The sequence below is a fragment of the Fodinicurvata sediminis DSM 21159 genome (assembly GCF_000420625.1).
Classification (GTDB): domain Bacteria; phylum Pseudomonadota; class Alphaproteobacteria; order Kiloniellales; family DSM-21159; genus Fodinicurvata; species Fodinicurvata sediminis.
This window is the reverse complement of the sequence record NZ_ATVH01000016.1, coordinates 109,544-134,267: the sequence shown is the minus strand read 5'-3', so window position 1 is coordinate 134,267 and position 24,724 is coordinate 109,544. Positions and strand designations below refer to the sequence as shown.

The 24,724-nt window shown below is 60.3% G+C and carries 26 protein-coding genes and 1 riboswitch; of the genes, 13 read left to right on the top strand and 13 right to left on the bottom strand.

The features are described from left to right. The first annotated feature begins 141 nt into the window (after positions 1 to 141). Positions 142 to 238: riboswitch (TPP riboswitch) on the top strand. The 4 genes from thiO to G502_RS0113285 all read left to right on the top strand — a co-directional run bounded on the left by thiO (position 227) and on the right by G502_RS0113285 (position 3,046). Further along, complete coding sequence (gene thiO / locus G502_RS0113300; RefSeq protein WP_051152248.1) at positions 227 to 1,414, top strand: glycine oxidase ThiO; 1,188 nt, start codon at positions 227 to 229, stop codon at positions 1,412 to 1,414. (Overlaps the previous riboswitch by 12 nt.) A 12-nt stretch (positions 1,415 to 1,426) precedes the next feature. After that, positions 1,427 to 1,636, top strand: coding sequence for a sulfur carrier protein ThiS (gene thiS / locus G502_RS0113295; protein ID WP_022729167.1), 210 nt, complete (start codon positions 1,427 to 1,429; stop codon positions 1,634 to 1,636). 19 nt (positions 1,637 to 1,655) lie between these two features. Continuing rightward, positions 1,656 to 2,429: a thiazole synthase gene (locus tag G502_RS0113290; protein ID WP_022729166.1), complete on the top strand. Its 774-nt coding sequence runs from the start codon at positions 1,656 to 1,658 to the stop codon at positions 2,427 to 2,429. Next, the gene (locus tag G502_RS0113285; RefSeq protein ID WP_022729165.1) at positions 2,429 to 3,046 is read left to right on the top strand and encodes a thiamine phosphate synthase; all 618 of its coding nucleotides are present in this window, start codon (positions 2,429 to 2,431) and stop codon (positions 3,044 to 3,046) included. The genes G502_RS0113290 and G502_RS0113285 overlap by 1 nt, the downstream gene beginning before the upstream one ends. On the opposite strand, the gene G502_RS0113280 is transcribed toward G502_RS0113285, so the two are convergent. The 4 genes from G502_RS0113280 to G502_RS0113265 all read right to left on the bottom strand — a co-directional run bounded on the left by G502_RS0113280 (position 3,039) and on the right by G502_RS0113265 (position 6,404). Further along, on the bottom strand, positions 3,039 to 3,794 hold the full coding sequence (locus G502_RS0113280; RefSeq protein ID WP_022729164.1) for an amino acid ABC transporter ATP-binding protein: 756 nt from the start codon (positions 3,792 to 3,794) through the stop codon (positions 3,039 to 3,041). The two genes, G502_RS0113285 and G502_RS0113280, sit on opposite strands and share 8 nt — an antisense overlap. 38 nt (positions 3,795 to 3,832) lie before the next feature. Then, positions 3,833 to 4,744 (bottom strand): amino acid ABC transporter permease, encoded by a 912-nt coding sequence (locus tag G502_RS0113275; RefSeq protein WP_022729163.1) that lies wholly within the window; start codon positions 4,742 to 4,744, stop codon positions 3,833 to 3,835. Continuing rightward, positions 4,741 to 5,487: an amino acid ABC transporter permease gene (locus G502_RS0113270; RefSeq protein WP_022729162.1), complete on the bottom strand. Its 747-nt coding sequence runs from the start codon at positions 5,485 to 5,487 to the stop codon at positions 4,741 to 4,743. Before G502_RS0113270 ends, G502_RS0113275 begins: the two co-directional genes overlap by 4 nt. Positions 5,488 to 5,591: 104 nt before the next feature. Continuing rightward, positions 5,592 to 6,404 carry a transporter substrate-binding domain-containing protein gene (locus tag G502_RS0113265; RefSeq protein ID WP_022729161.1) on the bottom strand — a complete coding sequence of 271 codons (813 nt, stop codon included), beginning with the start codon at positions 6,402 to 6,404 and terminating at the stop codon, positions 5,592 to 5,594. 325 nt (positions 6,405 to 6,729) lie between these two features. On the opposite strand from G502_RS0113265, the gene G502_RS0113260 reads away from it, so the two are divergent. The 6 genes from G502_RS0113260 (at position 6,730) to G502_RS0113235 (ending at position 13,492) form a co-directional block, all read left to right on the top strand. After that, on the top strand, positions 6,730 to 7,989 hold the full coding sequence (locus G502_RS0113260; RefSeq protein WP_022729160.1) for a sarcosine oxidase subunit beta family protein: 1,260 nt from the start codon (positions 6,730 to 6,732) through the stop codon (positions 7,987 to 7,989). Between the two features lie 50 nt (positions 7,990 to 8,039). Beyond that, positions 8,040 to 8,336, top strand: coding sequence for a sarcosine oxidase subunit delta (locus G502_RS0113255; RefSeq protein WP_022729159.1), 297 nt, complete (start codon positions 8,040 to 8,042; stop codon positions 8,334 to 8,336). Then, positions 8,333 to 11,332 (top strand): sarcosine oxidase subunit alpha family protein, encoded by a 3,000-nt coding sequence (locus G502_RS0113250; RefSeq protein ID WP_022729158.1) that lies wholly within the window; start codon positions 8,333 to 8,335, stop codon positions 11,330 to 11,332. Before G502_RS0113255 ends, G502_RS0113250 begins: the two co-directional genes overlap by 4 nt. Next, positions 11,325 to 11,900, top strand: a complete 576-nt coding sequence (locus G502_RS0113245) for an aminomethyltransferase family protein (RefSeq protein WP_022729157.1) — start codon at positions 11,325 to 11,327, stop codon at positions 11,898 to 11,900. Before G502_RS0113250 ends, G502_RS0113245 begins: the two co-directional genes overlap by 8 nt. Positions 11,901 to 11,992: 92 nt before the next feature. Beyond that, a complete protein-coding gene (locus G502_RS20200) occupies positions 11,993 to 13,012 on the top strand; it encodes a LysR family transcriptional regulator (protein WP_022729156.1) in 1,020 nt (339 codons plus the stop codon). 21 nt (positions 13,013 to 13,033) lie between these two features. Then, positions 13,034 to 13,492: a YcgN family cysteine cluster protein gene (locus G502_RS0113235; RefSeq protein WP_022729155.1), complete on the top strand. Its 459-nt coding sequence runs from the start codon at positions 13,034 to 13,036 to the stop codon at positions 13,490 to 13,492. A 28-nt stretch (positions 13,493 to 13,520) separates the two neighbouring features. Here the strand turns inward: G502_RS0113235 and G502_RS0113230 are convergent, their stop codons facing one another. Further along, positions 13,521 to 14,594: a tartrate dehydrogenase gene (locus G502_RS0113230; RefSeq protein WP_022729154.1), complete on the bottom strand. Its 1,074-nt coding sequence runs from the start codon at positions 14,592 to 14,594 to the stop codon at positions 13,521 to 13,523. A 299-nt stretch (positions 14,595 to 14,893) separates the two neighbouring features. Between G502_RS0113230 and G502_RS0113225 the strand changes: the two genes are divergently transcribed. Further along, on the top strand, positions 14,894 to 15,097 hold the full coding sequence (locus G502_RS0113225; RefSeq protein ID WP_022729153.1) for a cold-shock protein: 204 nt from the start codon (positions 14,894 to 14,896) through the stop codon (positions 15,095 to 15,097). Positions 15,098 to 15,268: 171 nt separating this feature from the next. Here the strand turns inward: G502_RS0113225 and proX (G502_RS0113220) are convergent, their stop codons facing one another. The 8 genes from proX (G502_RS0113220) to G502_RS0113185 form a co-directional block, all read right to left on the bottom strand. After that, entirely contained in the window at positions 15,269 to 16,303 is a 1,035-nt protein-coding gene (gene proX / locus G502_RS0113220; protein WP_022729152.1) for a glycine betaine/L-proline ABC transporter substrate-binding protein ProX, read from the bottom strand. Positions 16,304 to 16,464: 161 nt separating this feature from the next. Next, positions 16,465 to 17,499, bottom strand: coding sequence for a glycine betaine/L-proline ABC transporter substrate-binding protein ProX (gene proX, locus G502_RS0113215; RefSeq protein WP_022729151.1), 1,035 nt, complete (start codon positions 17,497 to 17,499; stop codon positions 16,465 to 16,467). 143 nt (positions 17,500 to 17,642) lie between these two features. Further along, the gene (locus G502_RS20195; protein ID WP_081649808.1) at positions 17,643 to 18,635 is read right to left on the bottom strand and encodes an ABC transporter permease; all 993 of its coding nucleotides are present in this window, start codon (positions 18,633 to 18,635) and stop codon (positions 17,643 to 17,645) included. A 57-nt stretch (positions 18,636 to 18,692) separates the two neighbouring features. Beyond that, on the bottom strand, positions 18,693 to 19,913 hold the full coding sequence (locus tag G502_RS0113205) for a quaternary amine ABC transporter ATP-binding protein (RefSeq protein ID WP_022729150.1): 1,221 nt from the start codon (positions 19,911 to 19,913) through the stop codon (positions 18,693 to 18,695). A 467-nt stretch (positions 19,914 to 20,380) separates the two neighbouring features. Further along, a complete protein-coding gene (locus G502_RS0113200) occupies positions 20,381 to 20,578 on the bottom strand; it encodes a CsbD family protein (protein WP_022729149.1) in 198 nt (65 codons plus the stop codon). Between the two features lie 129 nt (positions 20,579 to 20,707). Beyond that, on the bottom strand, positions 20,708 to 21,223 hold the full coding sequence (locus G502_RS0113195; RefSeq protein ID WP_022729148.1) for a CC0125/CC1285 family lipoprotein: 516 nt from the start codon (positions 21,221 to 21,223) through the stop codon (positions 20,708 to 20,710). A 23-nt stretch (positions 21,224 to 21,246) separates the two neighbouring features. Then, entirely contained in the window at positions 21,247 to 22,044 is a 798-nt protein-coding gene (gene otnI, locus G502_RS0113190) for a 2-oxo-tetronate isomerase (RefSeq protein WP_022729147.1), read from the bottom strand. 18 nt (positions 22,045 to 22,062) lie between these two features. Continuing rightward, on the bottom strand, positions 22,063 to 22,728 hold the full coding sequence (locus G502_RS0113185; protein ID WP_022729146.1) for an L-fuculose-phosphate aldolase: 666 nt from the start codon (positions 22,726 to 22,728) through the stop codon (positions 22,063 to 22,065). Between the two features lie 128 nt (positions 22,729 to 22,856). Between G502_RS0113185 and G502_RS0113180 the strand changes: the two genes are divergently transcribed. Together G502_RS0113180 and G502_RS0113175 are read left to right on the top strand one after the other, a co-directional pair. Further along, positions 22,857 to 23,516, top strand: a complete 660-nt coding sequence (locus G502_RS0113180; RefSeq protein ID WP_022729145.1) for a haloacid dehalogenase type II — start codon at positions 22,857 to 22,859, stop codon at positions 23,514 to 23,516. A 180-nt stretch (positions 23,517 to 23,696) separates the two neighbouring features. Next, the gene (locus G502_RS0113175) at positions 23,697 to 24,722 is read left to right on the top strand and encodes a YeiH family protein (RefSeq protein WP_040488275.1); all 1,026 of its coding nucleotides are present in this window, start codon (positions 23,697 to 23,699) and stop codon (positions 24,720 to 24,722) included. Positions 24,723 to 24,724 lie beyond the last annotated feature (2 nt).

Below are 24,724 nucleotides of genomic sequence, written 5' to 3'. Positions count from 1 at the left end.
ATTTATATTTATCAGTTTGATTTGCTGAGTCAACATATTCCACATTAGGAAATAATATATTATATATTAAACATTTTATAAATGTGTTATTTCTGACCTCGAAACCTTGCAAGTCAGAGACTGCGCCTTCATCTTAGAGTCATGGAAATACTGGGGTGCCGCAGCTTGTGCGGCTGAGATCACACCCATGGAACCTGCACTGGGTCATGCCAGCGAAGGGAGTTACGTGGCACAGGAAAACTTCAGGAACACGACGGATCAGCAGACGGTCATCATAGGCGGCGGCGTCTGTGGCCTTGCCATCGGCTGGGAACTGGCCGAAGCCGGACTGGCTGTGACGATTGTGGAACGCGGACACTGCGGCAGGGAAGCCACGCATGCAGCGGCAGGCATGCTGGCCGCAGCGGCGGAATGTGAGCCCGGCGAAGAGCAACTGCTGCAACTGACACGCTGGGCGCAGCAACTCTGGCCCAGCTACCTGGATCGTCTCGAGGCCAGCAGCGGGCTGCGACCCGACTATCGGGATGAAGGCACCCTCGTCGTGGCGCTCAACCGGGATGAAGTGGAGCGCCTGCGCTTTCGCCATGAATTCCAGACATCCCTTGGCCTGCCATTGACCTGGCTTGAAGGTCACGAACTGCGCGAACGCGAGCCCCACCTGAGACAAAGTGCGGCCGCCGCCATCTATAGCGCCGAGGATCACCAGGTGGACAACCGCCAACTGGCTGAAAGCCTGAAGCAGGCCTATCTGAATGCCGGTGGCCGCCTGCGAGAAGACTGTGAAGTCACGTCCCTGGATTGTTCAGAGCCCACGCGCAAACGCATCTCGCTTGGCAGTGGAGAGGTTCTGGAGGCAAAGACCCTCGTTCTGGCCGCAGGCGCCTGGACCCGAGGTTTGCCCGGCTTGCCGGATGCCGCCAAACCACCGGTCCGTCCGCTGAAAGGACAATCCCTCGCCTTGCAGATGGTGCCACAAGAATCTTTGCTCGCGCATGTTCTCTGGACTGAGCAGATCTATTGCGTCCCGCGCCGTGATGGACGCCTGATCATCGGCGCCACTGTCGAGGAACGTGGTTTCGACGACAGCATAACAGCCGGCGGCATCTATGCGCTGATCGAAGGGGCCCGACGCGCCCTGCCCGGCATCGAGGACCTGCCTCTGATCGAAAGCTGGAGCGGCTTCCGGCCCGGCTGCCGTGACGACGCGCCCGTACTGGGAGAAACCCCGGTTCCCGGCCTGCATCTGGCAACCGGCCATCACAGGAATGGCATCCTGCTCGCACCGGTAACGGGACACTGCATTGCCCAGGAAATCCTGACAGGGGCCCTGCCTGAAGCCGCCCGCCCCTTCACGCTGGCGCGCTTCAAGCCCTTGTCAGCCCGCAGGAAGAAATCCCATCTGCAATATCAATAGGATGGTTCAAGCATGTCATTGACGATCAATCTGAACGGTGAAGAAACACGCGTGGAACCGGGCAGCCTGAAGGACCTGCTGCATCAGCGCGGGATCGACCCGACGGCACGACGAATTGCCATAGCGCGCAACGGCGCCCTGGTGAAGCGCGACAGCTGGCCGGTCGAGTCCCTGGCCGAGGGCGACCGGATCGAGATCGTACGTCCACTGGCAGGCGGTTGAGCCGCAGAAAGCCTATATCATGTCCAACGACACACCCCTGACCATAGCCGAGCGACAGTTCACCAGTCGCGTTTTTCTGGGGACCTCGGCATATCCCAACCTGCAGGTGATGCTGGATTGCGTGGAAGAAAGCGGAACCGAACTGGTGACGCTGTCGATCCGCAGGCTGGACCTGGAAGGCTATGCGGAAAGCCCGGTCGACCTGCTGGAAGGCTATGACTTCCTGCCCAACACGGCCGGCTGCGAGACGAAACGCGATGCCATTCTTACGGCACAGCTGGCACGGGAATCCCTTGAGACGAACTGGCTCAAGCTTGAGATCATCGGCGACCGGGAAACGCTATATCCTGATGTCGAGCAGTTGCTGTCGGCAACCGACGAACTGGTCAAGGACGGCTTTACCGTCCTGCCCTACTGCAATGACGACCCGGTTATCTGCAAACGTCTCGAGGATCTGGGGGCTGCGGCCGTGATGCCGATGGGATCCCTGATCGGCTCGGGGATGGGCGTTGCAAACCCCGCCAACATCGAATTGATCTGCAGGCGTGCGGAGGTGCCGGTGGTGATCGATGCGGGTCTGGGCACCGCCTCCGACGTAGTGCAATCCTTCGAACTTGGCTGCGATGCCGTGTTGTTGAACACCGCCGTCGCCAGGGCCCGCAACCCTGTGGCCATGGCCCGCGCTGTGCGCCATGCCGCCGAAGCCGGTCGCGCGGCGCATCTGGCCGGGCGCATTCCGAAGCGTCCGCATGCCAAGGCCTCAAGCCCCCAAATGGGCCTGGTCGGCTCGTGATGGTCGGTAAGGTGCCCGAACTGCTGGTCATCAGCGATCGGCATCAGGCCCGGCATGACCTTGAGCAAGTTGCCGAACGGGCTTTCGCGGCCGGTCTTCGCAACTTCATGCTGCGCGACAAGGACCTGCCCACCCCGGAGAAGCGGGCGCTGGCGGAACGTCTTTGTGAACTTGCCCGCACACATCTGGGCCGGGTGCTCATAAACGGCGACTGGGGCCTGGCCGCAGAGGTCGGCGCAGCCGGTGTCCACTTGCAGCAAACGAGCGAGATTCCCCACGCCCGGGCCGTCCTGGGAGACGCCGCCGTGATCGGAGTATCGGCACACTCCAAGGAAACCCTCGTGGCAGCAGCTGCGGAAGGGGCTGACTATGTCACGCTGAGCCCCATCTTTGAGACCCAGAGCAAACCCGGCTACGGACCGGCTCTCGGACTGGAGGGCCTGCGGCGGCTGACAGATGGCATCGCTCCACCTGTCCTGGCTCTGGGTGGCATAACAGCCGCAAATGCCCGCGACTGCCTGGATGCCGGCGCGATCGGTATCGCCGTGATGGGCGAGGTCATGCGCGCCGATGATCCTGCAGAGACAACCCGGGCCCTCCTGCAGGCGGTCAGATGATCTGGCCCAGGAACTTCTGGGTGCGTTCGTCCCTGGGATTGGCGAAGAACTCCGCCGGTGGACCATCTTCCACGATCACGCCCTGATCCGTGAAATACATGTGATCGGCAACTTCCTTGGCAAAGCCCATCTCATGGGTCACCAGCATGCAGGTCATGCCTTCCTGGGCCAGGTCTTTGATGGTGGCCAGAACCTCTTTCACCGTTTCCGGATCCAGGGCCGCCGTCACCTCGTCGAAAAGCATGACCTGGGGATTCATGGCCAGTGAGCGGGCAATCGCCACACGCTGCTGCTGTCCACCTGAGAGTTCTCCCGGATAGGCATCTTCCTTGCCGTCCAGTCGCACCTTTTTCATCAGCGCATGGGCCCGTTCCTCAACCTCCTGCTTCGGTTGTTTCAGAACCTGCACAGGAGCCATCATGATGTTCTGCAAGGCGGTCCGATGCGGAAAGAGGTTGTACTGCTGGAAGACCATGCCAACACGCTTGCGCAGCTCCAGCTTGTCCAGGTTTGGATCGTTGACCTCGATCCCCTCGACCTTGATGGATCCGCTGTTGATTTCCGTCAGGGCATTGATGCAACGGATAAGCGTGGACTTTCCCGATCCGGACGGACCGATGATGCAGACCACCTCCCCCTTCTTGACATCGAAGGAAATGCCCTTGAGGACCTCGAAGTCACCGAAGGACTTGTGAACGTCCTTCAGCGAGACAATCGGTTGATCCTCGGTCCAGTTTGCTGTGCTCATGCGGAACGTCCTTCTTTGCCTTGGCCGGCTTGTGCTGCCTAGATCTTGACCGCGTACCTGCGCTCCAGGCGTACCGTCAGGCGCGCAATCGGATAGGAGTAGATGAAAAACAGGAATAGGATATAGCCATACAGCGGAGCCAACAGGTCCGTACGCCCTCCTTCCGCCGCCTTCACCTGGTCGGCGAGGGTCATCACCTCGTTGACACCCACAATGGAAGCCAGAACCGTCGCCATGGTCAGGATTGCGTAAAGGTTCATCCAGGGCGGCAGCATCCGCTTCACGCACTGCGGCATGATGATCTGCCAGATCTGCTGGCGGCGTGTGAAGGCCAGGGATTCTGCGGCTTCCCACTGTCCAGAGGGGATCGACTGGACGGCACCGCGCACCAGTTCCGATACGTTGGCCATGACCGGCAGGCTCAGTCCGATCACGGCCTTCACCCAGTCCGGGAAGGGAATGGTCACGCCCGCCACCTGGAACTGGAAAGGCAGCATGAACATGGCGTAGAACAGCAACACCAGCCAGGGCGCGTTGCGGAAGAACTGGGTCACAAACCAGCTACCGAAACGCACCTGTGGCAGCAGCGATATCTGCATGAGACCCAGGAAGGCGCCGCTGATTGTGCCAAGCGCCATGGACATGACTGAGATCACCAGATTGAAGACGAAACCCTGAAGCAGCAACGGCGACCACTTGATCAGGATCGAGAGGATCCCTTCGCGTCCATCGCCGCTCTGTGCCTCGGCCACACCGGCCGACAGCAACACCATCAACACCAGCACAACGCCGTGCCAGGCTTTCAGGTTCACGCGCGGCAGGGCCAGGGCATCGCGCCCGCCGGCACGTGAACCGGCAACCGCGGATCCGGGTGAAAGCAGGACGGGCAGATCCGTTCCGGATCGAAGCGAGTCCTGCAGGCGCTGTCTCCGGTTCGATGACCCGCTCATGTTCCGTATCCCGGCAGGCGCATGGCCCGCTCCCAGCGATTCATTCCCAGGACCACAATGCCAACCAGGCCCACGTAGATCAGAAGCAGCAGCGTCATCATCTCCGGCACATTGGCATAGTCGGACCAGATCTGTCCGGACACATACAGCAGTTCCGGCACGGCTATGGCATAGGCCAGTGTCGTCGTCTTCACCAGATTGACCAGGTTGTTGTTGAGCGCTGGCAGGCAGACCCGGAATGCCAACGGAAGGATCACATGGATGTAGGCGCCAAGGCGGCTGTAGCCGAGGGATTCCGCCGCTTCACGTGTGGTCTCAGGCACTGCCTCGATTCCGGAGCGGAAGATCTCGACATTGAAGGCGCCGGCAAAGAAGCTCAGAGAGATGCAGGCCCAGGCAAAGGACCCCAGTATTGGCTGCTGGAAGCCGAATTCGTTCTCCACTGTCGGCAAAAGCGCACTCAACCCGAAGAAGAAGAAATACATCTGCACCAGCGGTGGCGTATTACGGAAGAACTGGATATAGGCTTGAACGATTCGCCGCGTCCAGACCAGCTTCGAGCCCTGCAGCCAGGCGCCGACAACGCCGATCACCACAGAGGCGATCAGGCTGAGGACGGAGAGTTGGATGGTGACGAGCAGCCCCGAGAAAAAGCGCTCGCGATCGAACGTATTGTAGAAGACCGGAAGATTGATCCCGGTCGTCTCATTCAGTTGCTGGAACCAGCTGTAGATGATGTCCACGCGTGTCTACCGCTTTACTCTGGCTGCCTTTAAAAAGCTGGGAAAGAAAACGGCGGATGAGCCTGCTATCAAGACTCACCCGCCGTCATCATGACCCAAGGATATCAGTTATCCTTGTATTCCTCGTGCATCCGCTTGGCATACGGCGTGTTGTTGATGCCGTACTCTTCCTCAAGTTCGAGAATCTTGCCCGAACCATGCCAGTCGATGACGATCTCCGTCAGCTTTTCGCGGAAATTGTCCTCGCCAGTGGCCACAGCCATGCCCCAGGGCGATTCGTCGATGGTCTCGAGAGGCATCTCGAACTCGGACCAGGCATCCTTATCAAGCTGGCCCAGAAGCGCGGCGTCATCATAGACGAAGGCCAGGCAGCGGCCCTGCTGAAGCGCTGTGTAAGCCTCCGCCGTGCCCTTGAAGGCAATCATTTCAGCACCGTATTCCTGCTGGGTACGGCGATTGTAGAAGGCACCCTGCACACCACAGACCGGCTTGCCTTCCAGATCGCCCCATTCAGTAAAGCCTGCCTTCTTGGGGGCCAGGATGTTGGTGCCCGAAGCATAGTGACCCGGCTCCACGAAATCCACGACCTTCTCGCGCTCTTCCGTGTTCGTCATGGTGGCGATCACCACGTCGATCTTGCCCTGGTCCAGGAACTCCATGCGGTTCGAGGCAACAACCGGGACAAGCTCGATATCCACGCCCAGGCGCTCAGCAATGTCCTCGGCCAGATCAATTTCCAAGCCAACGATATCGCCGTCATCGCTGCGATAACCGAAGGGGGGATAGTCGGCCTTCACGCCAGCAATCAAGGTGCCACGCTCCTCGACATCCTCCAGGACGTCCGCGGCGGCGATGGAAGCGCTGACACCAAGTGCCGCAACGCTCATGACCGTAGTGGTCAGCAATTTCTTGAACATGATTTATAGTTCCCTGTTCCTTGTGATCAGGCCCGAAAACCGGGCCACAATCCGAGAAGTTAAAGCTATGGGTGATTCTTGGCGAGAGTTCAACAGGCCAAGTACAACTAACCTGTGTCTTTACCGAAAGCAGCCGGCCATGGCAACAGGCGGCAAGTGCCTGTTCATAGGCTAGTTGTTCGCTCACCCCGCCCTTCTTTTTGGATTCGGACAAGACCTGGCATCGATAAAATCGATAAAAACAAACGAAGAATGCGATGGGTCTCGCGTTATCATCAAGGGTGCGCTTATCTAGAGCCAGACCACGAACACCGGATAGGGTGACATGCATTTCTCCGCTTTCTCGCTCGCGCGGCAGGCCCTGAAGGGTCACCGCGGCTGGACGCGCACCTGGCGCGCCATCGCGCAGCCCAAGGCGCACTATGACGTCATTATCGTGGGCGGCGGTGGCCACGGCCTGGCCACAGCCTATTACCTGGCGAAGGAACACGGCATCACGAATGTCGCGGTCATTGAGAAGGGCTGGATCGGGGGCGGCAATGTCGGACGCAATACCACCATCGTGCGCTCCAACTACCTGCTGGCGCAGAACAACCGTTTCTATGAGTGGGGCATGAAACTCTGGGAGGGCATGAGCCGCGACCTGAACTACAACGTCATGTTCAGCCAGCGCGGCGTCCTGAACCTGGCCCATTCCCCCGCTCAACTGGAAGGCTACATGCGGCGCGGAAACTCCATGCGCGTCAACGGCATAGATGCCGAGCTGCTCGACCGCGAGGGGGTCGCCCGGATGGTTCCGGGCATGGACGTCTCGGACAAGGCACGCTTTCCCGTCGCAGGCGGCCTGCTTCAGGCACGTGGCGGTTCAGCCCGGCATGATGCGGTGGCTTGGGGCTATGCCCGGGGCGCTGATTCCCTTGGTGTCGACATCATCGAGAATTGCGAGGTGACGGGCTTCCTCTTCGAAGGCGATCAGATTGCCGGGGTCGATACCGTCAAGGGACCGGTACGCGCAGGCAAGGTTGGCGTTGCCGTTGCCGGCAATTCCAGCCGTGTCCTGGCCAAGGCCGGTTTCGACCGCCTGCCGATCGAAAGTCATGTTCTTCAGGCTTTCGTTTCCGAACCCCTGAAGCCGCTTATCGACACGGTGGTCACTTTCGGCGCCGGTCACCTCTACATCTCCCAGTCCGACAAGGGTGGACTGGTCTTCGGTGGCGACCTGGACGGCTACAATTCCTATGCCCAGCGCGGCAACCTGCCCATCGTGCAGGACGTCGCCTCAATGGCTGTCGCACTGTTCCCCAACCTATCGCGCCTGCGGCTACTGCGGCACTGGGGCGGTGTCATGGACATGTCCATGGATGGCAGCCCCATCATCGACAAGTCGCCGAAGGAAGGCCTCTACATCAACGCCGGCTGGTGCTACGGCGGCTTCAAGGCCACACCGGCTTCCGGTTGGTGCTTTGCCCATACCATTGCCCGTGACGAGCCACACGAACTCAATGCCGCTTTCCGGCTCGACCGCTTCCGAACGGGGCGAACGCTTGACGAGAAAGGAGCCGGGCCGGTGCCGCGACTGCACTGACGCGCTTGCACCCGAACCCAAGACGGCTTCACCAACCAGGACATCGTCTCATGTACATCAACTGCCCATTCTGCGGCCATCGGCACCTTGAGGAATTCACCTATGAAGGGGATGCCACGATCAGCTGGCCGACACCCGACACCCAGGACATCGACAGCTGGGCTGACACGGTCTACCAGCGCCGCAATCCGGCCGGCCCGCACAGCGAATACTGGCAGCATGTCCACGGTTGCCGCCAGTTCCTGGTGATCGAACGGGACACCACCACCCACAGGATTCACCAGGTGAAGGCCACTGGCCCCTGGGCAAGCGAAGCCGGAACGCAAAGTACGGAGGCCAAGCAATGAGCGGCTTTCGCCTGAACAACGGCGGCCAGATCAATCGGGATCGCAAGCTGCGCTTCACCTTCGATGGCCGGCCCATGACCGGCTATGAAGGCGACACTCTGGCTTCTGCGCTCCTGGCCAATGGGCAGGAAACGGTCGCCCGCAGCTTCAAGTATCATCGCCGCCGCGGAATCTATGCGGCCGGTGCGGACGAACCCAATGCTCTTGTTGGATTGCGCCACGGGGCGCGTCATGAACCAAACTGCCGCGCCACCGGTGTCGAGCTCTATGACGGCCTGACGGCCGAAAGCCAGAACTGCTGGCCCAGCCTGGATTTCGACATTGGCGCCATGAACGGTCTGCTCTCACCCTTCTTCGTGGCTGGCTTCTACTACAAGACTTTCATGGGTCCGACCCGCCATGCCTGGATGCTCTATGAAAAGCTGATCCGCAAGGCAGCGGGCATGGGCCAGGCATCCCTGGAGCCCGACCCGGACCACTATGAGGCACGACGCGCCTGGTGCGATGTGCTGGTGGTCGGCGCCGGTGCTGCCGGACTGGCGGCCGCGCGCAGTGCAGCAGACGCCGGGGCCCATGTTCTACTTGCCGACGAGTTGCCCGTACCCGGCGGGTCCCTACTGAGCGAAACCACAAAGCTGGATGGGAAGACAAGTCTGGAGTGGACCCGCCGGGAAATCGAGGCACTGATCGAGACGGGGCGTGTGGACTACCTGCCCCGTACCACGGTCTATGGCTATTACGACGACAATATCCTGGGGGCGGTGGAACGTGTCAGCGACCACCACCCCCTGCCCCCGGCCGGCCAGCCGCGCCATCGCCACTGGACCATAAAGGCCCGGCGGGTCGTTCTGGCCACCGGTGCCATGGAGCGCCCGCTGGTCTTCGCCAACAACGACTTACCCGGCGTCATGCTGTCGGGGGCCGTGCGCAGCTACACCAACCGCCATGCCGTTGCCGCGGGCCGCAGGGTGGTGATCGCCACCACCAATGACAGTGGCTATCGCACGGCCATCGATCTTGCCCGCGCAGGTGTCGAGGTTGCCTGCCTGGCCGATGCACGTAGCGAACCGCCCGCGGATCTGGCTGCCGAAGCGGAAGGCCTGTCCATCCCCCTGAGAACGGGCAGCACGATTCTGGCGGCAGAAGGCCGCAAGGCCGTGACAGGGGCAGTCCTTACCGAACTGGACGCGCAAGGCCGTCCAAAGGGAAAACAGGAGAGCATCCGCACCGATTGCCTGGCCATCAGTGGTGGCTGGAGTCCGGTCATTCACCTGACAGCCCAGGCCGGTGGCAAGCCGCAGTATGACGAGGAACGCGGACAGTTCATGCCAGGCGAAGCCCTGCAGGACTGGCAGGCTGCGGGCGCCATTGGCGGTGCTGACAGTTTGGCCGAAGCTTGGCAACAAGGCGTACAGGCCGGCAATGACGCCGCACGGGACTGTGGCTGCTCCCCGAATTCCAACCCGGCAAAACCGGAAGGACTGGATAACCGCAAATCTGGCCCAACCCGCCTTCTCTTTCAGGTCGAGGGCGGCAAGGGCAAGGCTTTCGTGGACCTTCAGCACGACGTTACGGCCCGCGATGTGCGTCTGGCCCATCAGGAAGGCTTCGTGTCCGTCGAGCACCTGAAGCGCTATACCACGCTGGGCATGGCCTGTGATCAGGGGAAGACCAGCAATATCAATGGCCTGGCCATGATGGCTTCGCTGCTGGACGTGCCGCTGGACGTGGCAGGCACAACACGCTTTCGCCCGCCCTACACGCCTGTGTCACTTGGCGCATTGGCGGGTCACTCGACCGGGCCGAACCTTCGCCCGTTACGCCGGACGCCCCTGCACGACTGGCATGTGGCGAACGGCGCTGTCATGGTCGAGGTCGGTCTCTGGCAAAGGCCGCGGGCCTATCCGCGCGAAGGCGAGAGCCTGATCGAGGCCATCCGCCGGGAAGCCCGCGCTGTGCGCGAGCGCGTGGGCCTGACCGATGTTTCCACGCTCGGCAAGATCGAGATCAAGGGCCCGGATGCACCTGAATTCCTGGATCGTGTCTATTCCAACCGCATGGGCAACCTGAAGGTGGGGCGTGCCCGCTATGGCCTGATGTTGCGGACGGACGGCATGGTCTTCGACGACGGCACCCTCTGGCGGCTCGAAGAGAACCGTTACCTCATGACCACCACCACGGGGAATGCGGGTGGCGTCATGAAGCACCTGGAGTTCCTGCTGGCGGCCGTCTGGCCCGAATTGAAGGTCCATCTTACTTCGGTAAGCGACCTGTGGAGCGGCTGCGCCATTGCCGGCCCGAACAGCCGTGCGGTCCTGCAGAACTGCGTTTCCAGCACCGAACTGGAGAACGACTCCTTCCGTCCCATGGACGTGAAGCCCGCGGAGATCGACGGTGCCCCGGTCTGGATCGCGCGCCTCAGCTATTCCGGCGAGCTGGCTTACGAGGTCTATACACCCGCACCGCATGGCGAGGCCGTCTGGAAGAAGCTGCTTGAAACCGGCAAAAACCAGAACATCGTCCCCTATGGGCTGGAGGCCCTGGGTTCGCTTCGCATCGAGAAGGGGCATGTCGCCGGCCCCGAACTGGATGGCCGCACGACGGCCGACGACCTGGGACTGAGTGGCCTGATGTCCAAGAAGAAGCATTTCCTCGGTGAGGCGTTGGCTCAGCGCGAAGCCCTGCTCGAAGCCGACCGGCCACAACTGGTCGGGCTGGTCTCCGGCAATGGTCAGCCCATCCCCCCCGGGGCCCAGCTACTGGACAGCAGCATGCTCCGTGAGAAGACCCCGCCTCTGGAGTCCCAGGGGCATGTGTCTTCGCCGACCTATGGCGCGGCCACCGGAAAATACATTGCACTCGCCCTGCTGCACGACGGGCGTGCGCGCCATGGCGAAAGCCTGACCGCTTCGTCTCCCTTGACAGGAGAGGACGTCCCCGTCGTCGTAGTCAGCCCGCATTTCTATGACCCCGAAGGAGCACGGATGAATGCCTGAGGCAGCCCGTACCGTCCTGAAACGCTTCCCGGCGGAGTCCGCTGAAGCCTCTGGCCTGCAGCTCAGACTGGAGCGTCCGCATAACCTTCTGCAATGCATGGCCTGGCCGGGCCAGAAGGATGCTCTGGCCACGGCATTGAAGAAGGCTCTACCATCGCTGACATGGCCCGAGCCTGGAGAGCTGTTCCCCCTCGAGGAAGGAGGCAGCCTCTTCTCGACAGCCCCCGGCAGCGCAATGCTGGTGGACCTTGCACCTGAGCTGGCAAACCGACTGCCGACAGGCATTCCGATGGAAACCGGTTCGCTCTTCGATCAGAGCGACTCGCGTCTGCTGCTCGACCTGCAGGGGACGGGCGTGCAGGAAGTCCTGGCCAGCGGGCTCATTGTCAACTTTGCCGCCTGGCCCGATCGTTGTGCGGCAGCAACAATGATCGAGCACACAGATGTGACGGTCCTGCGCTGGCAAGCGGAACACTTCAGCCTGCTGGTAACCCGCAGTTATGCCCAGTCGCTTTGGGACTGGGCCTATGAAACAGCTGCGAATTTCCTTGCCCGCCAGGCCGGCTGAGGCCTAGAGAGACAACCGGCGGCCAGCATCAGGCCGATGGCATTCCACACCCCCTGCAGGAATGCGGGGTATGTGCGATAGCGGGGCGTGAAATGGAACTTCCGCAGGGTTTCGATCTGCGCAACCTCCGGGTCTTCCAGATTGTCGTGGAAGCCGGCGGCATGAGCGCCGCCGCCCGCAGGCTCTCACTGACCCAGTCCACGGTCTCGCAGAGCATCTCGAATCTCGAGGCGGCTCTGGAAACACGGCTGTTCGACCGGGATACGCGACCGCTTGCCATGACCTCTGCCGGAGAAGAGCTTTACGAAGCCACGCGTCACCTTCTGCAGAAAGCCGCGGAAGCGCTGGAGACAACCCGAAGCGGACATGATCATGCCGGACTGAGTTCGCTGACCTTTGCCATGGTCGAAAGCTTCGCCAATTCGATCGGACCGCTGTTGCTCAACGACTGCCGGCACCTGGCGCGGCGCTGGCGCATCTGGTCCGGCATTTCCCCCGATCATCAGCATGCGCTGATGACCCATGGCGTGGATATTGCCGTCATTGCCGGCGACGAACTGGACACCGTAGAGGGCCTGGAGCGCCACCTTTTGATCAGCGAACCCTTCGTGCTGGTCTTCCCGGCTGACTACCCTTCCCCCATGGATCACCTGCAATTCATCGAGGACCTGCCCTTTCTGCGCTATTCCCTGCGCAGCGCCATCGGCCGCCATATCGAGCGACAGATCAATCGGCTGCGCCTGGACCTTCCGGCCTTCGCAGAATTCGACACGGCAACCGGGCATCTGGCTGCCGTAGCCAACGGCATGGGCTGGAGCCTGACGACGCCGCTCTGCCTGCTGCAGGAATCCCACCAACTGCCCCACCTCCAGGTTCTGCGCCTTTCTCGCAACAGCTTCTCGCGCCGCATCACCCTGATGGCCCGCAAGGGTGAGATGGGCCACGCACCGGCACGCCTGGCCCAGGCCGCCCGGCGCCTGCTGGCTGACCGGATGAGCACAATCTTCCAGGGCGAATACAGTTGGCTTCTGGAAAGCAGCCGTATACCCAGCGAGACGGTGGAACCGCCCAGCCCGGAGCCTCAAGCTGCGCAAGTGCGTAGCACCGATTGATAGGTTACAACTTGGTCCACAATGACCGATGACACTCCACCCTTCTGGGAACGCAAGTCACTGGCCGAGATGACCCACGAGGAGTGGGAATCCCTTTGTGACGGCTGCGGGAAATGCTGTCTGAACAAACTGCAGGATCCTGACGATGGGCAGATCGTGCACACCGACGTCGCCTGCAAACTGCTCGACCTGGGCACTTGCCGCTGCAGTGATTACGCGAACCGGCGGCGTTATGTACCCGGGTGTATCAGCCTGACGCCAAGAGCGGTACCGGAACTGTCATGGCTACCGCCCACCTGTGCCTATCGCCTGATTGACGAAGGCAAGCCGCTGTATGACTGGCACCCGCTGATCAGCGGCCGCGCGGACAGCGTTCATGAAGCCGGCATTTCCGCGCGTGGACGGATTGTCTCCGAAACCGATGTCCCCGAAGAGGACTGGGAGGAGCATATCGTATCCTGGCCTGAGGACGAGGCGTGAGGCCTGGCCTCACGCCTGTCTCGTAGCTCTACAAGGATATCCGTGCAGCGGATTCGGCAATGGCCAGGCCGAACTCCTGGGTGGTGGCATTGCCGCCCATATCCGGTGTGCGTATATGGCTTTCTGCCAGCACCGTCTCGAAGGCGCGTTCCGCCAGGCGCGCCGCAGCGGTCTCTCCGAGATGATCCAGCATCATCGCCCCGGACCAGATCTGGCCGATGGGATTGGCAATGCCCTGCCCGGCAATGTCGGGCGCCGAGCCGTGGACCGGCTCGAACATCGAGGGATGGTCCTTCTCGGGGTTCAGGTTGGCCGAGGGCGCAATGCCGATGGTACCGGTCGCCGCCGGCCCCAGGTCGGACAGAATATCGCCGAACAGGTTGCTGCCCACCACCACATCGAACCAGTCGGGATTGAGCACGAAGTGCGCCGTCAGGATATCGATATGGAACTTGTCGGTGGTGATATCCGGATAGGCTTTCGCCATCTCCTCAAAGCGTTCGTCCCAATAGGGCATGGTATGAATGATGCCATTGGACTTGGTGGCCGAGGTCACATGCTTCCTCTGCCTCTGCTGGGCGAGCTCGAAGGCATATTTCAGGGCACGGTCCACACCCTTGCGTGTGAAGATGTTCTCCTGGACGGCCATTTCCTCGTCGGTGCCGGCATAGAGGCGTCCGCCAATCTCGGAATACTCACCCTCGTTGTTCTCGCGCACGATATAGTAATCGATGTCTCCCGGATGCCGGTTGGCCAGTGGCGAGGCCACGCCGTGCAGCAGGCGTACCGGACGCAGGTTGATGTACTGGCGGAAGCGGCGACGAATGGGGATCAGCAGGCCCCATAGCGAAACATGGTCCGGCACACCAGGAAAGCCAACGGCCCCCAGGTAGATCGCGTCGTGTCCCGCAATCTGTTCCAGGCCATCCTCCGGCATCATCCGGCCCGTCTGATGATAGAGTTCGCAGCTCCAGTCGAAATGATCCCATTCGAACTCGATTCCGCAGCGCCCACCCACGACATCGAGCACGCGGATACCTTCTTCCATGACTTCGGTGCCGATCCCGTCTCCCGGGATCACGGCGATGCGATATTTGGCCATCGGGGCTGTTCCTCCTTGATTTGTGGGCTGCACTTTCCGTGACAGGCTATCGTAAATCAAGGACCAGCATGCGTGAGGGACAGCCCTGTTCCATCTTCATGCCATAGACCTATGAATATAAACACTTGACCTTCTGCAGATTCTGGCGCTTGATGCGTTCTGCAATCTGAGTTTTGGCCACTGCTACCGGCGTTTCTCCAAGAGGCCCCTTCAAGCTATCCAAAAATCGAGGTTGTGCGCGGCGAACGCCATTGGGCGTTTTGCCTGATTTCTAATTGCGTACAAAAGGAGGCCTAGACATGGCAAACGGTACGGTTAAATGGTTCAACACCACCAAGGGCTATGGCTTCATTCAGCCGAATGACGGTGCCCCGGACGTTTTCGTCCACATCAGCGCCGTCGAGCGCGCAGGGCTCAACAGCCTGAATGAAGGCCAGCAGGTCAGCTACGAGATCGTGACGGAGCGCGGCAAGAAGGCCGCTGCCAACCTGCAGGTCGAGTAAGCTACAAACTGTACTCCGGCTCTTCGGGGTCGGTAGCAGTCACAAGAAACGGCGGTCCCTTGCGGGGCCGCCGTTTTTTCTTGCCCGGATGCAGGACGAGACAAGAAATAGGGGGCGAAGCCATCAAGCTTCGCCCCCTATCTGAATCAGCTATGGAACGCTAACCGCTGCTCAGTTGGCAGCGGCGCGGGCTTCCTCAAGCCAACCATCAACCGTGTCGCGGTTGGTCTCGATCCACTCCTGGGCGTGACGCTTGATGTCGTCCTCACTGTCTTCGCCGTCGTTCATCTTCGCGTTCTGGGCAAAGATGTCATCGATGGGGATGGAAGCCGCTTCAAGCAGCTCGTGAGCAGCCGGGTTCTCTTCCAGAAACGCACTGTTGGCGACCGGACGGATGTCGTTGGCCGGCCAGCCCATCTGGCAGGGATCATCGACACAGCCTTTGACCCCAGCAAGCTCGGTTGCGTCCTCGAGCTCCTTCTGGTTATCGGGCAGGTCCGCGTGGGAGACTTCCAGCCAAACCACATCGACACCCGGCTCCAGAACGCCAACGGTCCAGTTCGGGGTCCAGGTAAAGAAGAATATTGGCTCGTCGCTGTTGTAACGGCTGATGGCATCGGCCATCGAGGCGTTGTAGCTGGCCTTCACCAGGTTGACATGATCGCGCAGGTCATAGGCATCCATGTGATGCTCGATCACTTCTTCGCAGCCCCAGCCCGGCGGGCAGGCGACCATGTCGGCCTTACCATCGCCATTGGCGTCGAAGAGTTCCTTGATCTCGTCCTTCTTGAAGTCCTCAAGGCTGGTGATGTCGTATTCCTCAGCCGTCTTCTTGTCGACCAGATAGCCCTGAAGCGCACCTGCTTCGACGACCATGCCGGAAATCTCGGCCCCGTTCTCGAAGGTGTCCTCGTAGGTGTTGTGCAGCGGGAACCAGCCTTCGACCCAGTAGTCGATGTCACCCTGAGCCACGGACTGATAGAAGGCCGGGTTGTCCAGCGTGACGGGGTCGGAGACTTCGTAACCCAGCTCGCGAAGCAGTTCGTTGTAGATCTCGGTGGTGAACCAACCGGTATCCCAGCTGGGACGCGCAGACTTGACACTCACTCCGTCGCCGGGCTGCTCCTGGGCCGCAACCGCAGTCGCGCCCATGACAGTGATGGCTGTTGCCAAGCCGGCGGCTTTTGCAATCTTCCAGTAATTCATCTTGGTCCTCTTTATATTGGTTTGTAGGACGGGCCCGCCAGCAAAGCCTGGAACAGCTCCGGCGGGCTGGAACGCGGCCTCACAAATTGACAAGGCCGCTCGCAAAAAGGGGCGGAGACTGGCTCCGCCCCTTTGTCTGCATGAGGCTTTGAGCTTACCGCTCAGTTGGCAGCGGCGCGGGCTTCCTCAAGCCAACCGTCGACCGCGTCGCGGTTGTTCTCGATCCACTCCTGGGCGTGACGCTTGATGTCGTCCTCGCTGTCCTCGCCCTCGTTCATCGTCGCGTTCTGGGCGAAGATGTCACCGATGGGGATGGAGGCCTCCTCCAACAGGGTGCGGGCAGCAGGATTCTCGCTCAGGAACTCGCTGTTGGCCACTGGCTGAATATCATTGGCGGGCCAGCCCATCTGGCAGGGATCATCCACACAGCCCTCGACACCAGCCATTTCGGTGGCGTCCTCAAGCTCTTTCTGGTCTTCCGGCAGATCCGGATGATCAACCTCGATCCAGACCACGTCGGTGCCAGGCTCCAGCACACCCACGGTCCAGTTCGGCGTCCAAGTGTAGAAGAAGATCGGTTCATCGTTGTTGTAACGGCTGATGGCGTCGGCCATCGAGGCGTTGTAACTGGCCTTGATGGAGTTGACATGATCGCGCAGATCATAGGCATCCAGATGGTGCTCGATCACGGTCTCACAGCCCCAGCCCGGCGGACAGGCAACCATGTCGGCCTTGCCGTCACCATTGCTGTCGAAGGCTTCCTTGACTTCATCGCGCTTGAAGTCTTCAAGGCTGGTGATGTCGTATTCCTCGGCGCTTTTCTTGTCGACCAGATAGCCCTGGAGCGCGCCGCCCTCGGCGACCATGCCAACAACCTGGGCACCATTGGTAAAGGTGTCCTCGTAGGTGTTGTGCAGCGGGAACCAGCCCTCGACCCAGTAGTCGACGTCACCCTGGGCGACGGACTGATAGAAGGCCGGGTTGTCCAGAGTCACGGGATCGGAAACCTCGTAACCCAGTTCGCGCAGCAATTCGTTGTAGATCTCGGTGGTGAACCAACCGGTATCCCAACTCGGGCGAGCGGATTTGACGCTTACGCCATCACCGGGTTCGTCCTGGGCCGTGACCGCAGTCGCTCCCATGACAGTGATGGCCGTCGCCAGCCCGGCCGCTTTTGCGATATCCCAGTATTTCATTTGGTCCTCCTCGTTTGAAGGTGATCGGACAGACCCGCCGCCATTCCTGTCTTGGCTTTTCTCGCGGGTTCAATCCGGCGTCTCAAAAACAGAAACGCTAGGGGAACACGGACCCGAAGGCCCGCCGCTCCATCTCTATTTCTTCACTGCCGTTGGCCGGCAGTTTGTTTCGACCCCATGAAAACGCGTTTGAATGCGCCTGTGAAGGTCCAGTTTTCTTTTCGCTCGGCTCCGCCTTCACCCATGGCCTGGGTGATGCGGTCCATGACAATGGCCAGGAGCACGATGCCGATACCACCAATAGCCGCCCGTCCAACATCCAGGCGTCCAAGGCCGGTAAACACCGTTTCGCCCAGCCCGCCGGCACCGATCAGGGCGGCAATCACCACCATGGACAGCGCCAGCATCAGAGTCTGATTTAGGCCCGCCATGATCGTACGCAAGGCCAGAGGTACCTGAATATCCCAAAGTACCTGGCGTTTCGTGGCCCCAAAGGCGAAACCGGCTTCGACCATTTCCGACTGCACCTGGCGGATACCCAGGTTCGTGAAACGGATGATCGGTGGCAGGGCAAAGATAATGGTCGCGATCACGCCCGGCACAAGGCCAACCCCGAACAGCATGACGATCGGGACCAGGTAAACGAAGGGCGGAATCGTCTGCATGATATCCAGGACTGGTCGCAAGCTCGTCGCAAAACGATCGCTCCTGGCCGCCGCGATCCCGGTGGGCACTCCGACAAGGGCACAGAATATAACAGCCGTCAACACCATCGCGAAGGTGGTCATGGTCGGGTCCCACATCCCGATCAGATCAATGAACAGCAGGGCGATAAGCGTGAAGATCGCTATCCCCTTGCCAGCCACACGCCAGGCAAAAAGCGCGACAAGCAGCACGAAAAGCAGCATGGGAATGCCCTGAAGGAAAACGTCCAATCCCGAAAGCACCTGATGCACGGGCCACTGAATGGCCTGGAAAAAGGGACGGAAGTTCGGAACAAGGAAATCCTTGACGAACCACTCGATCCAGTCGTCCAGGGGAAGTGTGTCGTAATAGGACAGGCTGAGGGACTCCGGCAGATCTGCAATGAACTTGCCGAGACCGCTTGCCTGTTCGTTATCTGGCCCGTTCGCCATAACTCATATTCTCCGGCTGTATTTTCTTGCGCAAGGATGCCCGTGCAAAATGCGGCTCTACTGTGCGGCGCCGGCAGGAGCCTTGTCCTGGCTCTCTGTCGCGGTCTCGTCGCTCACCAGTTCGGTGAAGACCTGCGAGGGCTGCACGACGCCCAGGAACTTCCCGTCCTCGGACTGGACCGCCACGGGGACACCCTCTGCGCACTGTTCGTAAAGTTCGAAGAGAAGCCGATCCGGATCGGTCCGTGGATAGCTGCTTTCCATCACGTCGGTGATCTTCGTATCGCCCGACAGGTCGGCGAGCATGGCCCGACGTATATATCCCGCGGGCTGGCCTTTCTCGTCCACCACATAGAGGCAATCCTGACCGGCCTCGTCCATGCGAGCTAGGGCACTGGAGGCCGTATCCTTGCCGGCCTGCAGTGTCACCGGCGCCTCCATAACGGATTCGGCACGCAGGACACGTCCACGATCCACATCATGGGTGAAGGCCGAAACGTAATCATCCGCCGGTGCGGTCACGATTTCTTCGGGTGGTCCGACCTGAACGAAGCGCCCATCCTTCATGATCGCGATGTGATCACCCAGCTTCAGGGCTTCATGCAGGTCATGGGTGATGAAGATGATGGTGGTCTTGTACTTTTCCTGAATGCCTGCCAATTCATCCTGCATCTCACGACGGATCAGCGGGTCAAGGGCGCTGAAGGGCTCGTCCATCAACAGGACCTCGGGGTCCACGGCCAAGCCGCGCGCCAGCCCCACACGCTGCTGCATGCCACCACTCAGATTGTCTGGATAGGCATCCGCCCAGGCATCCAGTCCCACCGCCTCCAGTGCCGCCATGGCCTTCTCGCGCCGTTCGCGACGCGATATACCGCGCACCTTCAAGCCATACTCTGCATTCTCACAGACCGTCTTGTGCGGGAAGAGCGCAAAGTGCTGGAAGACCATCGACATCTTGTTCTTGCGCAACTGGCGAAGTTCCTCCTCGCCAGCGTTCGTCAAGGACTCGCCGTCGATCAGGATCTCCCCGCTGGTGGGATCGATCAAACGGTTGAAGCAGCGGATAAGCGTGGACTTGCCGGAGCCTGACAGCCCCATGACAACGAAAAGCTCCCGCTCCTTGACGGACAGGGATACATCGTTGACGGCAACAACACTTTCTGTCTGGCGATAGATTTCGTCCTTGGCAACACCCTGCTTTGCCAGTTCGACTGCCTGGTCAGGGTCCGGTCCAAAGACCTTGAAGAGATTCTTTACAACTAGCTTGTCTGTCACGGCTTTTCCGATATTCAGTTTTCCGTTCAGGCGAGAGACAAAGAATACCGCATGCGCAAAACCAAGCGCCTGCTATACACAGATGTGGAGAGGACTGCGGTATAGGGTTCACTGGAACACGCTTCCAAACCGCCTGTCATACCCTGTCAGTCATTCTTTGCTGCTACGGTCTGTCCCGTCAGCCTGTCTAATTTATGTCACAGTATAATAGGCAACGACAGCGTCTTTTCAAGAAACGACATGGGCTGGCGGTAATCGGACAGTTGGCTCGTCGCTCGAGAAGCCCGGAAAACTGCCTTTTCCCAAAGATGCGAACCAGAGAGATTTCTTTGCCGAAATCGCTTGCGCCCTTATCGAAAAGGGCCTGGATTCCGAAAGCAATCGCCCTGGAACCACACTTGGATCCCAGGGCGATTACTTAACGTTGCAAATCCCTTATGGGATTCAAAAGAAATGGCAAGGCACGTTCAGGAACGTTCCTCCCAAGCGCGCACTTCCTTTTCGGCTTCCTCCTGCGCCAGGCCATAGCGCTCCTGGATACGGCCAATCAGTTGATCGCGCTTTCCATCGATCACGTCCAGGTCATCGTCGGTCAGTTTGCCCCAATGCTCCTGGAGCTTACCGCGAAACTGGCGCCAGTCGCCCTTGATGGTATCCCAATTCATATCCTCACCTCCTCAATTGCTTGGTTTGGCTGCATCGCCGTCATTCAGTGGTGTCGGCGAAACCTGTATTTGGGCTCAAGGCAACGGATCGACGACTGGAACATCCGTGACGTTTCGAGGGCAAAAGAATCACTTTTCAACCTGATGGACGATTCTCGGACCCAGCTGGTTCATGACATCGCGCGCATCATAGGCCCAATCGTTCCCCTCTGGCTTCTCGCCGCGATGAAGGACGATATCCGCATACGCTCTGTAGCGTGTGACAGGACGGCTCGTGCTGGTGGACAGTCCCCACCCGAAACCGCTGCCGCCATAGCCATAGAAACCGTATCCGGGCGGCCAACCGGCATAGGGCGAGCCATTGCCGTAATAGGAGGTGCGCGGTTCGGTATCCCGTGAGGTTATAACGAAATGGTCGTACCCGTTCTGCAGGGTAAGCTCGGAAGCGCGGTAGAGCAGATAGTCCTCGACCTCTTCGCGCGACGTCGCACTGTTTCCGGAGTAGGAAACACGGTAGCGATTATCCTCCAGCCGCTGCTCCGAATAGCCATACCTTCCATCTTCGGCCGGCGCATAGACCGATGGTGTGGTGCTGCAAGCGCTCAGAAACAGCCAGGCAGCGGCAATCGTGATGGAGCGTTTCATGCAGACTAATGTAAGCGCTCCTTTCACCCGGGCAAGCTGGCTGAAATCCCATAGGCCTGCGCCCAGTCCAGCCCTTCCAGGGTCCCGCCCAGCGGATGATACTCGCAACCGACCCAGCCGTCGTAGCCAAGTTCATCCATTACACTGAAAAGATAGGGATAATTGACCTCACCCACCGAGGGTTCATGGCGTTCCGGCACCCCGGCCACCTGGATGTGGCTGATCTGTGGCATCTGCGTGCGAAGACGTCTTTCCAGGTCACCCTGCATGATCTGGCAATGATAGAGGTCGAATTGCAGCCTCAGATTGTCTGCGTCAACCTCGCTCAGCAGCGTCATCGCATCCTCCTGCAGGCTGAGATAGTATCCTGGCATATCTCGCTGGTTGATCGGCTCGATCAACAATCGACACCCTGCCTTCGCGGCCTCTTCGCTCGCGTAACGCAAGTTGTCCAGATAAACCTCGCGGCAAAGCGCAGGCGGTTCGTCTGCATTAGGGATCCCGGCCATGACGTGGAGCTGCGGACATTCCAGAATCGCGGCATACTCCAACGCCCGCTGAAGCGTCTCCCTGAACTCCGCTTGGCGTCCGGGCAGGGCCGCAAGTCCGCGCTCACCCGCCTCCTTGTCACCGGGTGACAGGTTGAACAACACCTGCTGCAGGCCTGCATCCTTCAGTTTTCTCGCCAGTTCCTGTGGAGGAATATCGTAGGGCGAAAGGTATTCAACGCCTTTGAAGCCGCAGGCAGCCGCCACGTCGAAACGCTCCAGAAACGGCCATTCCGTGAACATGAGGGAAAGATTGGCTGCTAAGCGGGACATGGCATCTCCTCGCGACGATCAATCCGACGTTGATGAAGCGGCTTCCTGGGCTGCAGGCCCATAGGAACGGAACTTCTCGACCACACAAGCAATCTCGGCATCGGACAGGATAACAGGTTCGCCCACCTGCAGGCAGGCATGGTACTGACGCGCCAGGGTTTCGACCTCCCCGGCCAGCCAGAGAGCTTTTGCAAGGTCAGGCCCCACTGCGATCATGCCGTGGTTGGCCAGCAGGCAGGCCGCGCGCCCTTCCAGCGCCTCCACGGCATGCCGAGACAACTCTTCGGTGCCGAAGGTGGCATAGGGCGCACAGCGGATGGTCGGTCCACCTGCCGCCGCAATCATGTAATGAATGGCCGGTATTTCACGCCCCAGTATGGCAAGCGCCGTGGCGTAGGGTGAGTGAACATGGACCACGGCGCCAGCCTCCGGACGTGCATGCAGGATATCCCTGTGGAAGCGCCATTCGCTGGATGGCTTCCAGCGGCCGTGGGGCTGTCCCTGCATATCCAGGAAGATGATATCCTCGGGCCGAAGCTTCTCATAGGCGAGACCGCTCGGGGTTATGAGCAGGCCATTCTCGTGCCTTGCACTGATGTTGCCGGACGTGCCCTGATTCAGCCCGTTCCTGTTCATCTCCAGGCAGGCCTGTATGATCGCGCTGCGCTGTTCCCGGTCTGTCATGCCTTGCCTGTCTGTTTCGCTTGCAGCTGCCTTGTGGCACCAAGGCGGACTTTCGCGCTATGACTTGCCGGGCACAGCCTGTCAAGCTGCAGGTCAAAAGATCACTGCCGCCACTAAAGGAGCTTTCCATGACCGTCTGTCTTTTCGATGCCTACGGTACCCTTCTGGATGTCCATTCCGCCGTTGCCCGTCATGCAGACCTGCTGGGACCCGACGCAAGCGCAATTTCCGCACTCTGGCGCAGCAAGCAACTGGAATACTCATGGGTCCATGCCCTCATGGGCCATCACCGGGATTTCTGGACCTTGACCCAGCGCGCCCTGGACCATGCGCTGATGATGCATGGCGTGCGCGACGAGATGATACGGGACGAACTCTTGCAGGCCTATCTGAACCTCGAGCCCTATCCGGACGCCGTGACCTGCCTGCAGGACCTGAAGGAGCGCGGAATCAAAACGGCCATCCTGTCGAACGGAGCACCGGAAATGCTCGAGCCCGCTGTCCGGACAGCCGGTCTCACCGATCTGCTTGACGCCGTCTTGTCCATAGAGGAGATCGGAATCTACAAACCGGATCCGCGTGTCTACCAGATGGGCTGCGATCATTTCTCCGTCAGCCCCAGCTCCGTGGTCTTCCTGTCGTCCAACCCCTGGGATGCTGCAGGCGCGGCCGCCTTCGGGTTCCGTGCAACCTGGATCAACCGCAGTGGCCAGCCGCAGGAATATCCGGACAGTCCACCGCTCGACGAATTTGAGGACCTGGATGCCGTCGCCGAGCTGATTGACTGACAGTCCACTGAACACCGCTTGGCCCGCATGCCAGAAATACGGCAATAGCGATTTACCGCACCGCTCTCACGTGCATGATGGGCTCCGCCAACCCGTTGATCCGGCTGGATCACATAATCGGAAGACAGACACGAGGAAGGGCGCGAGGGACAGGTCAGTCCCGCGACAACACGCGAAAGCATGAAAAGAACAAAAGATGCCGCCCGGAAACTGAGCGATTGGTTTCAGGCGTTGCCCGAGCTGCTGCCAGGCCTGCTGTTCAGTATCCTGATTGCCATGGCCGCACACTTCATCACCGATCACTACGGTGGGCCGACGATCCTCTTTGCCCTCTTGCTGGGCATGGCCTTCAATTTCGTCTCCGCCGAACCCCGCTTTGCGCCGGGCGTGGGCTTCACGGCAAAGCAGATCCTGCGTATCGGCGTGGCCCTGCTGGGCGCGCGCATCACGGTGGAGCAGATCCTGGCGCTGGGGGGCGAAGTCATGCTGGCCGTGGCGGCCGCTGTCGTGCTGACCATCGGTTTCGGCTTCCTGGCTGCCCGGACACTGGGGCTCAACAGCCGTTTCGGGATCCTGTCCGCCGGTTCGGTGGCCATCTGCGGCGCCTCGGCCGCGGCCGCCATCTCATCGGTCCTCCCGAACTACAAGAGCAAGGAACGCGACACGGTCTTCACCATCATCGGCGTGACCACGCTCAGCACGGCCGCCATGATCCTCTATCCCGTGATTGCCGGACTTTTCAATTTCGACGACACCCAGACCGGCGTCTTCCTGGGCGGCACCATTCATGACGTCGCCCAGGTCGTGGGCGCAGGCTACAGTGTCTCGGACGAGGCCGGCGATACGGCCACCATCATCAAGCTTCTGCGCGTTGCGCTGCTGGTGCCGGTGGTCCTGACCATATCCCTGGCAGCACGCCGCATTTCGGATGGCAGCGGCGGCGGCAAGGCCGGAAACCTGCTGCCCGGCTTCCTGATTGCCTTCCTGCTGATCGTGGGCGCCAACAGCCTGACACTCATTCCCGAGAGCGTTCAGAACGTGCTCAGCGAGGCCTCACGCTGGTGCATCATCACCGCGATTGCCGCATTGGGGGTCAAGACCTCCCTGGTCGAGATGGTGAAAGTCGGAGGCCGTGCCATCGGCATGATCGTAGCCGAAACCGTCTTCATCGCCTCCATCGTGATTGCCGCCCTGATGACAATCTGAAG